Source organism: Mobiluncus sp. (genome assembly GCF_985070215.1).
Map to the genome: position 1 here is coordinate 1 of NZ_CFKZQR010000053.1, position 10,727 is coordinate 10,727.

At 60.6% G+C, this 10,727-nt stretch carries 4 protein-coding genes; 3 read left to right on the plus strand and 1 reads right to left on the minus strand.

Annotated elements, in window-relative coordinates:
- Positions 1 to 512: 512 nt before the first annotated feature.
- Positions 513 to 1,400 (minus strand): endonuclease domain-containing protein, encoded by an 888-nt coding sequence (locus AC5LBQ_RS08655; RefSeq protein ID WP_493265224.1) that lies wholly within the window; start codon positions 1,398 to 1,400, stop codon positions 513 to 515.
- Positions 1,401 to 1,694: 294 nt separating this feature from the next.
- On the opposite strand from AC5LBQ_RS08655, the gene AC5LBQ_RS08660 reads away from it, so the two are divergent.
- The 3 genes from AC5LBQ_RS08660 (at position 1,695) to AC5LBQ_RS08670 (ending at position 10,562) form a co-directional block, all read left to right on the plus strand.
- The gene (locus AC5LBQ_RS08660) at positions 1,695 to 2,528 is read left to right on the plus strand and encodes a PKD domain-containing protein (RefSeq protein ID WP_493265225.1); all 834 of its coding nucleotides are present in this window, start codon (positions 1,695 to 1,697) and stop codon (positions 2,526 to 2,528) included.
- Between the two features lie 174 nt (positions 2,529 to 2,702).
- Positions 2,703 to 7,745: a 2-oxoacid:acceptor oxidoreductase family protein gene (locus AC5LBQ_RS08665; protein WP_493265226.1), complete on the plus strand. Its 5,043-nt coding sequence runs from the start codon at positions 2,703 to 2,705 to the stop codon at positions 7,743 to 7,745.
- 18 nt (positions 7,746 to 7,763) lie between these two features.
- Positions 7,764 to 10,562 carry a sulfide/dihydroorotate dehydrogenase-like FAD/NAD-binding protein gene (locus AC5LBQ_RS08670; protein ID WP_493265227.1) on the plus strand — a complete coding sequence of 933 codons (2,799 nt, stop codon included), beginning with the start codon at positions 7,764 to 7,766 and terminating at the stop codon, positions 10,560 to 10,562.
- Positions 10,563 to 10,727: the final 165 nt, after the last annotated feature.

Sequence of the window (10,727 nt, forward strand, 5' to 3'; positions counted from 1 at the left end):
GCTACCCGGCTATTCTCCCCGGATAATCCCAGCTTAAAACCGTGCGGTACTGGAAATGGATATTCTGCGGGGGATTTTTCGGCATTTTTCTAAAAATTGGTGCCTCGAGACGGTTTGCCCCCCGCGGAACAGCAGGGCTGGAATCAAAAAACCAGCCGCGATACCCCAAATGTCCAAAATTACACCTGTGAAGTTTTGGCTGGTACCGCAGTAAAACCACTGGATTCCGGCTTTTTTGTAGGTTTTGCATCCTAGGGAATCCAGCGACATCGCAAAATCCCAGCTAACTTTAACGGACACCTGGTATTCCAGCTCGACCGCGCTGACTCCCGCGCCGACTAGAGCCACCCACTCCCGCGTCCACGCCCTTATTCGAGCCCCGACTTCCGCGCCGATTCTGGCCCAACCGCACTGATTTCAACGCCTATTCCAGCACCGATCCACCGCCGGCTCCATTGCCAACTCCACAGCAGACTTCAGCACTGACTCGAACCCCGCTCCTAGTTCCTCGGTCAGCACCACCCCAGTTGCAAACGGTATTGCAACCCTTCAGCACATTCACCTGCCAATCGCCGGGATGCCCTTAAGCCCTGGGTGAAACGCGGTGTCGGCGCCTGTGCAAAATAGTGCTCAGCCTCTGTTTGGTACGGCTCCCATTCGTGCCAAATCTGGTGGTAACTCAGCCTGGTAGTCAGATATCCGGCAGCGGTGTTCGACAAATCCCGCTCGCGGTCAATCTCAAAAGCGTTGGGTCTGTCATGAAACTCCCTCCCGTCGCATTCCACTATCCACGAGTTGCCGACCAGCAAGTCTACCCATCCGGGCGCAGTCCGGTTCTGGGTATGCACGCTGACCCCGCGGCGCTGGAAAAATAATCTGACGCGAGTTTCGCTGCCAGACTGCGCCCCGCGGTCGAGGAACCGGTAGGTCGTCATTTTGTCCTTTTGCACTCCCGATGCCAGGCGTTTTGCCTGGTCGTAGCCAATATGTCCCAGTTGTAGCGCCGATTCCAGCACAATCAGTCCCGTTTCGGCATCGTGATAGCGCATGGCTTGGTACAGGCAGTCCTCCAAGTCAAACACAGGGGAGTGCGGGTGGGCAGCGCAGCGGTGGAATTCGGTGAATTCCGCAGCGGGCACGGCGACTTTGTTTGACAAAACTACGTGTGTTTTGGCTTGGTAGGGAACCCAAAGACCATACTTTGCGCACCCGGACAGGCACCCCAGCCTGCCCCCGAGTTTCAGGGCACGGACGACATCCGGGTCTGCATCCGCCCCGGTATACCAGCCGCGCATAATCCGCTGCAGTTTTCCGGCCTTAACCAAAGCCTTAATTTGTCGCTTCGTGTACCCCGTGAGCAGCTGTTTTGCTGTGTAAACCCCATAGTTTTTCGTTTTCATAACCCCACCTTGCGGCGCGGCTGGGAACGAAATCAACGCCGATTCAGATTACCGGTGGAAACCCCTGTTTTCCACAACCCTGTGCCTAAAAGGGGAGAATAGCCGGGTAGCTGCCAATAATGGCAGCTACAGCCCATATCCCACCCTATAAATCTAATTAAAAATCTATCCTGGCAAAATATTTGGCAAATCCCACCTCGTTTTCCTGTCCTTCCCTAAATCCCCAGGCCGATGCCGCCCGTCCCGCGGGTCACCGGCTTGGAAACCTCGTTTCCCGCGCGGTAGCTTGGAAAAGTGAGGCGGAAACAAAAGATTGCACTGGCATTCATACTTGCGACCCCCATTTTTGGGGTCACCACGGCCGAGGCACTCACCGGGGATTTCAACGGAGTCGGCAGCATTATCACCGGGATTCTCACGTCGACGAGTTCCCCCAGCACCGGTACCGACTCGAGCGCAACAGGCTCCGATTCTTCCAGCCAAACCAGCTCCACCAGTTCTCACAGTTCATCGTATTCTTACGGTTCTGACTCTTACGCTTATTCCTCCCCGAAGCCCACCTACAACATTGTCGACATGGAAACGGAGTTTGACCCGAAGTACAACACCTTGACGGTGACGGATCCGAAAACAAAAAAGGTCGTGGATACGATTTACTTACAGGATCTGAGCTTTATGAGAAATGCCACCGCGGCCATTGACCAAGAAACCCTGACCGAATCAATCCAGGAAAAAATCGAGCCTCCCACACCGGCGATGGAGCCGCCTTCGGCCAACGTGGCTGTGGGCAAGGATGTCTACGCCCATGTCGAGGTCGACCCCCAACAGTTCCAGGAAAACGTGGCGGACCAGGATGTCAATATCTCAGTTGAACCCGCGAGCTTCGAGTGGGATTGGGGCGACGGCGAAACCACGGATTCCGGCGCGGATGCGGGAGCGCCCTGGCCGGACGGCACGGTCACCCACAAATATCAACATGTCGGCCGCTATGCGATTACCTGCCGGATTCACTGGCGGGGCACCTGGGCTATTGGGAAAGGCGCGCCTCAGGAAATTCCCGGCGACATCGTCACCGAAAGTACCTCCCCCGAGTTCTTTGTGAAATACCTGGTTTCCTACCTTTCCTAAATGCCAATTCGCGTCAACCCTTGCATTCCGAACAGTTCCGGGGCCACGGGCAAAAAACCTCTGACCCCGAGTCGCCTCGCGGGTAAAGAGATGTTACTAAAATCGGGGTAGGATTCGAATCACTGGGCCACGGCCACGCAATCCCAAAATCACCCCATCGGAGAGGAATCTGTAATGGTAGACCAGCCGAAGTATCCCGGCAAAGTGGAAGTTATCAACGGCAATGGTGCGGTTGCCCGCGTGATGAACATGGTGTGCGGGGGTGTCATCGGCTATCCCATCACGCCTTCGACGGAAATCTCGGAGACCTTCGAAGCCGCGGTGGCGGCGGGTCAAAAGAACGTGTGGGGCCAGCACCCCTTCTTCTTTGAGCCCGAAGGTGAGCACTCCGCCCAGTCCGGGGCGATGGGCGCGGCACTGACCGGCGGCAAGTTCGTCTCGAACGCCTCCAGTTCGCAAGGTATCCTCTATGGCTTGGAGTCACATTATGTCACTGTCGGCAAGCGTATCGGCGGTTTCGTGTTGCAGGTTGCGGCGCGCGTGGTGTCCCGTCACTCGCTGAACGTGATGGGTGGCCACGACGATGTATATGCCCTGCTCCCGGCCGGTTACACGGTCCTGTTTGGGGCAAACCCGGAGGAAGCGGCGAACCTGGCGCTGATTTCTTACCGCGCCTCATCCCTGTCCTTGATTCCGGTGGCGAACTGCATGGATGGTTTCGCGACTTCCCACATGATGAGCGAAGCGCGCCTGCCGGAAGCCGACCTGGTTAAGGAATACTTGGGCGACCCTAAGGGTTACATTCCCTGTCCCACCGCCGCTCAAGAAATTTTGTTTGGTGCCAAAGGCCGGGTTTTCCAGTTTGGTCAGTTCTTGGAGAGCAAAAGGTCGGTGCTGGCGCCCGCCTCCCTCGAGGCGCTGCGGTCGTTCCTGAACTGCGCTGATAATGCCGACGCTATCGAAAATGACTGCTGCGGGGAGCTGTTTGACCGGGAGATTGCGGGGCATCTGCCCGAAGCGGAAGTCGCCAAGTGGCGCCGTCAGTGGGTCAACGCTCCGGCGCGAGGCACCCGCAAACTTATCCCGTCCCTGGTGGATGTGGACAATCCGGGCTTGACCGGGCCGGTGCAAAACCAGCCCGATTTCCAAGCCGGGGTGGCCGACCACCGCACCCACTTTGTGGCGGATGTGCCGCGCCTGGTGCGTCAGGCGATGGACGAATATAACGCCCTGACCGGCAGCGATTACGCCCCGGTAAAGACGTTTAACTGCGAGGACGCCGACTTCATCATGGTCGGTGTCGGCTCGATTTGTGAGGACGTGCGCGCCGTGCTGCCGTACTTGCGTCAGCGGGGTCTCAAGGTCGGTCTGGTCCAGATTGTCATGTTGCAGCCGTTCCCGGAGGCCGAGTTGGTGGCGGCTCTCAAGGGCGCGAAAGCCGTGACGGTGCTGGAGCGTTCCGACCAGGCGGCCTTGACCAAGTTCGTCAACGGCGCCCTGGTGAAAGCCGGGCAAAATGCGGCGGCGGTGCAGCGTGACCTGCCGGCGCGCTACCCGGATATTGCGGCGGTAGAGACTGGGGAAATGCCCCAGCTGTCCACCGGATTCTTTGGCTTGGGTGGTCATGATGTCCAGCCGCGTCACCTCATCGCCACGTTCAAAGCGATGCAGGCCGGCGACCTGGCTCCCGAGTTCTATATTGGCTCGACGTTCTTTGCTGATGACGCGACCGGGGAACAAAAGGCGATGCAGGACCGGCTGCGCGAGGCCTACCCGGAAACCGCCAAAATGGCCCTTCACCTGGAAGAAAACCCGAAAGACCTGCTGCCCAAGGAAGCGATGCGGATTCGGTTCCACTCTGTCGGGGGCTACGGCACGATTGCGACCGGGAAACTGCTGGCCGACATTTTGGCTGAAATGCTGCACTTGCACAGCAAAGCCGCCCCGAAGTACGGTTCGGAAAAATCGGGGGCGGCCACGAACTACTACATCACGTTGAGCCCGGAAACCATCAGGATTACGAACGCTGAGCTGGAGGACGTAGAGATTGTGGTCAGCCCGGATCACATGGTGTTTGCCCACACGAACCCGCTGAAGGGCTTGGCCGAGGGCGGGACGTTTATCTTGCAGTCTGACAAAACTCCCGCCGAGCTGTGGGCGAGCCTGCCGCGCCGGGCGAAACAAATCATTCGGGATCGGCACATTAACCTGTTTATCCTCGATGCGTTCGGGGTCGCGCTGAAGCACGCCCCCAATCCGGGCTTGCAAACCCGCATGATGGGCGTGGCTTTCATCGGGGCTATCGCCACCAAGGTCGACCGGATTGCTTCCGGGGCCAGCGAAGCGGATATGTTGGCCAAGATTCGCGAACAAATCGAGCACAAGTTCGGGGCGAAAGGCCCGGCGATTGTGGAAGCGAATATGGCGGTGGTCAAGGACGGGGCGGCCGCCACGCAAAAGGTCGAGTGGGAACAGCTCGACGCCGACCCGGGCGCGTCTGGTGGTGCGTCGGGTGGAGTGGCCGCGGCTCAGGGCAGCGAATCCTCCCAGTCCCGCCCGGTTTTGGACGCATCCCTATCAGCCACGATGTGCCAGCGCGGCTCTACCGGTTGCGCGCTTACTGCTGGGCTGTTTGATCGGGATTATTTCCGGCGGGTCGTGGCGGAACCCTTTGCTCAGGGCACCATTAGCGAAGCCCCGGTTTACCCCGGCACTGGCTACTTCCTGCCCCCGGCGTCCTCAGCGGAAAAGGATAAGGGTCTGTTCCGCCGGACCATTCCGGTGTTCGACGCGAGCCTGTGTACCGGCTGTATGGAATGCACCTTGGCCTGCCCGGATGGGGCGATTCCAAACACGGTGTTTGGCATCGACACCTTGCTGCAGACGGCGATAGATCAGTCGGGCGAGGCCGGTGCCTCCCTAAAGTCGCAGGTGGATGCCATTGCCGGGGCGATGCGCCAGGCACTGCTTGACACGAAGGCGCGTCCGGAAATCGCCGATGTCTTTACCGCGGCTGCGACCTCGCAAAACGCCGACCCCGCGGCGGTGGCGGCGGTGGCCGACACCTTGCGGACTTTCCCGGTGGCGCGCACCCGACCGTTCTTTGACTCCACCGAAAAACGCCAACCCGGCGCGGGAGTGCTGTTCAGCGCGACGGTTGACCCGTGGAAGTGTACCGGCTGTTTGGAATGCGTGGCGGTGTGCGGCCCGAACGCCCTGATTGGCACCGACCAGGACGACGAGGTACTGGCCACGACCCAGCAGCGGTTTGCGTTCTTGACGAAACTGCCGAATTCTCCCGCTGAATTCAGCGACCCGAACGGCGGGCCCAGCCTGGATATGAAACGGATTTTCCTGAACCGCGACAACTATTACGCGACCATCGGCGGGCACGGGGCGTGCCGCGGGTGTGGCGAAGTCACGGCCGTGCGCCAAACTATGGCTTTGGCCAACGACATCAATAACGGCCGTGTTTCGCGTCACCGCCAGGAACTCGAGGAGTTAGTGGCGGCCCTGGAGGAAAAGCGCCAAACCGTGACCGATGCTGAGCTTAGCGCCCTGATTGACCAGGTGCGCGAGCGTTTGGAGCAGCGTCTGTACCGTTACGAAGGGCCGGCAGGAGGGCGGGGCCCGGCGGCCGCGGTGGTCGCGAACTCGACCGGGTGTTCCTCGGTTTATGCCTCGACCGCGCCGTTTAACCCCTACCAGCAGCCGTGGGTCAACGGGCTTTTCCAAGACGCGCAGCCCTTGGCAAAAGGCATTTACGAGGGTCTGGCGGCCGATTTGTCGATGGACGTTTTGGCGCTGCGGCAAGCCCGGGCCATCCTCGCTGGTGCGACCGGTGCGGCCATTCCATCCGATGCTCCGGAATGGAAACAGTTCACGGACGAGGAACTCGCGTTGATGCCCGCGGTCATGTCCATCGGCGGCGACGGCGCGTCCTATGACATTGGCTTCGGGGCGATGAGCCGTATCCTGGCGTCCGGCACCCCGATTAAGATGCTGGTGTTGAACACGGGAGCCTACTCCAACACGGGCGGCCAGGCCTCCACGGCCTCCCTGGAAGGCCAGGACGCTGACCTGTCCCGCTACGGCAAATACTTGAAAGGCAAGTCTGAGCAGCGCAAAGAGCTGGGCCTGTTGGCGGCCATGCACCCCAACGTCCTGGTGGTGTCCACCTCCACGGCTTACCAGGGACACTTCCTTAAGAACGTGTCGCGCGCCCTAGCCCAGGTCGACTACCCGGCGCTGATAGACGTGTACACGCCCTGCCAGCCCGAACACGGTATCGGGGACGACATGGCTAGTGAACACAGCCGCTTGGCGGTGAAATCGCGTATCAGCCCGCTGTTTGTCCACGAACCGGCCCACGCCGAGTTCAGCGACCGCTTCATCATTGACGGCAACCCGGATGTGAAAAAGCTGTGGTCACGCTACAAACTCAGCTACCATGACGCGGACGGCAAAGCCCAGCTGATGGACCTGCCCTACACGCCAGCGGACTTCGCCTACTCTGAGCTGCGGTTTAAGAAACACTTCCAGCCGCTGCCGGATAACGCCGAAAACCCGACGACCGTAGCGGAATATGTAGAGATGGACCCGGCCACTCGTGAAACCGCTACTCCATTTATCTATACGACCGGCGCGGACGGAAGCTTGGCAAAAATCCAAGTGTCGCCCTCCATCGTGAAACTGACCGAGCAATGCCGCGAACACTGGACTTTCCTGCAATACCTGGCCGGACAAGACCTAGCCGAGGCCCGCAAGGCGCACGCCGACCTGGAAAAGGAGCTGACCGAAGCTCGTGACGCCGCCGCGAAGTCGCAGGAAGAAACCATTGAACTCATCGCAAAAGCGATGGCAGAAGTCGCCGCGACCGGCACCACCACGACGCCGCTACCGTTCTTGGGCGGATTCGGCGGGGGAGCCAGCACGGCTGGGGGCGCCTCCGGAGCAGCCGCGTCCGACGCCGCCCCGGCAGACTCGGGAGCGCCCTTTCGCTACGAGCTTGCGAAAATAGCCCAGTGCACGGACTGCAAGACCTGCTACCAGGAGATTCCCGAATACTTCGAGGCGTCCACGGAAATCATTGACGGCAAGCCCACCCCGGTGGCGCGGCTCATTCCCGGCTCGCTGGAAAGCGTGGAGGTGACCGACGAACTGCGCGCCCGGGTCGCGAAAGTTGTCGCGAACTGTGACGCGGAAATCATCTTGTGACCGGGGAGGGGGAAAACGATGCTTGACACGACGAACACGGTCCAGCTAAACATTTTGGAACGCCGGTTTAACGCCGACCCGAAACTGTTTCAATCCATGTTTGTGGCCGAGGGCCTGGCCCAGCTGCACGCGGCTTTTGACGCCGGGGAACTGCCCGAGGCTATGACCTTGAAAATTTGGGAGCTGCTGGAACGCGAGGACACGGTGGGGCGCATCATGATGCGTTTCCTGTGGAACCTGCCGCTGGGCAAGAAACGCGTGTTTATCCGCGCGATTGACACCTGGCTGTCCGAACGCTACCCGATGTTTGCGGGGGTGAGCGAAAACTGGCCCGCCGCTAACCATGTCGCCCCCTACGTGCGGCCGGCCTCCCAGCGGGTACACGACTTTGACCTGGTCACGCAAGGGTATTTGGGGTATCTGACCCAGGGCTATTCCCAGCGGGAAGTCGACCTATTCGTGTGGCTCGAATCGATGCGGGACAAGCATTGCGCGGATCGGCCCTGCGAGTTGGGCGAATTCCTGCGGGGTCGCAAAGTCGGGGGCTGCCCGGTCCAGATTCATGTCCCGGACGTCATGCAGGCCATCGCGGAGGGCGATTTTGACCGGGCGCTGCGCATCGTGGAGGAGTCGAACCCGCTGCCGAACGTGACCGGGCGGGTTTGTCCCCAGGAGCTGCAGTGTCAAGGGGTGTGCGTGCACAAGGCGCGGCCCATCGAGATTGGTCAGTTGGAGTGGTTCTTGCCTCAGCGGGAAAAAATCGTGCACGGCAACGAGGCGATTCTCAAGCGTTTCGAGGGACGTCCCGACCCGTGGCAGACCGCCGAAAAGCCCCCGATTGCTATCGTCGGTTCGGGTCCTTCCGGGCTAATCAACGCGTTCTTGCTGGCGAACCAGGGTTTTCCGGTCACCGTGTTCGAGGCGTTCCACACCCTGGGCGGGGTGTTGAAGTACGGGATTCCCGAGTTCCGCCTGCCCAATGAGCTGGTCGATGACGTGGTGGACAAGATTCGTCTGCTGGGTGGGCGTTTCGTGACGAACTTTGTGGTGGGCAAGACCGCGACCTTAGATGACTTGAAAGCGGCCGGTTTTTGGCGCATTTTCGTCGGTACCGGCGCCGGTTTGCCGAAGTTCATGAACGTGCCCGGCGAGCACCTCAACGGGGTCATGAGCGCCAACGAGTTCCTGACTCGCGTAAACCTGATGCACGCGAACCTGCCCGACTATGACACGCCCCTACCCGAAGTCGCCGGGAAAGAAATCCTGGTGATTGGCGGAGGAAACACGGCGATGGACGCGGCACGCACCGCCCGGCGCTTGGGCGGTCACGTCACTATCGTGTACCGGCGCACCAAGGCCGAGATGCCGGCCCGTGTGGAAGAACTGCATCACGCTTTGGAAGAGGGCATTGTCGTGGCTGAGCTGCGCGCGCCTACCGAGTTTCACGAGGACGAAAATCACCATGTCGCGGGAGCCAGCGTGGGGGTGATGGAGCTGGGGGAGCCTGACGAGTCCGGGCGGCGCCGGCCCCAACCGACCGGGGAAGTCCTGGAAATGGACGCTGACCTGGTGATTATGGCGCTCGGTAACAGTTCCAACCCGATTATTCGTGATTCACAGCCTGACCTGGCGGTGCAGCAGTGGGGCGCTATTAAGGTCGGGAAAGAGGCTACCGGTGAGGCTGGCGGCGCTGATGGGGCTGATAGTGCGGCAGAAACCCCCTCGCAAGCCACCAACCTAGAGGGAATCTACTCCGGCGGAGACGCTTCTCGCGGCGGCTCGACCGCGATTAAGGCAGCCGGAGACGGCCAAGCGGCCGCCCGCCAGATGGGGGACCTAGCCGTACGCCTAGCACCGGAGGAAGTCCGCCAGCGGGTACAACGCGCTTTGGAATACACGCAAAGCGCCGCCTCGGCCTACCGAATCTTGGAAAAACGCCAACTGTCGGAACGGACTTGGGAAATGAAACTGCACGCCCCGGCAGTCGCCCGCGCGGTGCAGCCCGGCCAGTTTGCCCGGTTCATGACCCACGAAAAAGGTGAGCTCATTCCCCTGACCGTGGCCGATTTTGACCGGGAACAGGGCTGGATTTCCATCGTGGTGCAAGCGGTGGGCAAATCGACCCAGATTATGTGTGCGATGGAAGTTGGCCAGGCGTTTTACGGGATTGCCGGGCCGCTGGGCTTGGCGTCAAAGATGGAACATTTCGACCCGGCCACCCAAAGCGTGTGCTTCGTGGCTGGTGGGGTCGGGTTGGCGCCCGCCTATCCGATTGTGCGTAAACACTTGGAGCTGGGCAATCACGTGACCCTGGTGCTGGGGGCGCGTAATCGCGACCTGCTGTTCTGGACTGACCCGGACGGGGATCCAGCCGGGGATAGCCCGGAGCGTGTCGAAGTGCTGCGCCGCCAGTACCCGGATTTGCTGGATGTGGTTTTGACCTCGGACGATGGGTCGTTTGGTCGTCAGGGCGTGGTGACGTTGCCGCTGGAAGAGATGCTGCGGGACGGCCGCGGTGATGGGCGCCAGATTGCGGAAATCACCACTATCGGTCCGCCCATCATGATGAAGTTCGTTTGCCTGTTGACCGCGAAGTACGGTGTGCCGACAGTGGCGTCGCTGAACTCGATTATGGTTGATGCGACCGGGATGTGCGGAGCCTGCATGGTGCCTTTTGTTGACCCGGAAACCGGCAAGCTGGTGCGCAAACACGCCTGTATTGACGGCCCTGAGCTGGACGGACACGCCATCGATTGGGATAAATTCCTGCCCCGATTCAATCAGTTCAAGACCCAAGAAAAGGCCGCCCTCAAGTAGTTTATTTCCCGCGCGTATTTGTTGCGGGGTGGTCGCTCGGGGGCGCTCGCGAGAGGCGAAAGGGGGGGGGGGCGCCCCCCCGCTCGCCCTGGGGTTCTCCGCTGCCGCACCCACCCCACCCCCGCCCCCCCCCCCCCCCCCCCCCCCACCCCCCCCCCCCCCCCC

What these genes read in the sequence shown, in the direction of transcription:
- AC5LBQ_RS08655 (WP_493265224.1), bottom strand. Translation starts at nt 1,400, where the DNA reads ATGAAAACGAAAAACTATGGGGTTTACACAGCAAAACAGCTGCTCACG.
- AC5LBQ_RS08665 (WP_493265226.1), top strand. Translation starts at nt 2,703, where the DNA reads ATGGTAGACCAGCCGAAGTATCCCGGCAAAGTGGAAGTTATCAACGGC.
- AC5LBQ_RS08670 (WP_493265227.1), top strand. Translation starts at nt 7,764, where the DNA reads ATGCTTGACACGACGAACACGGTCCAGCTAAACATTTTGGAACGCCGG.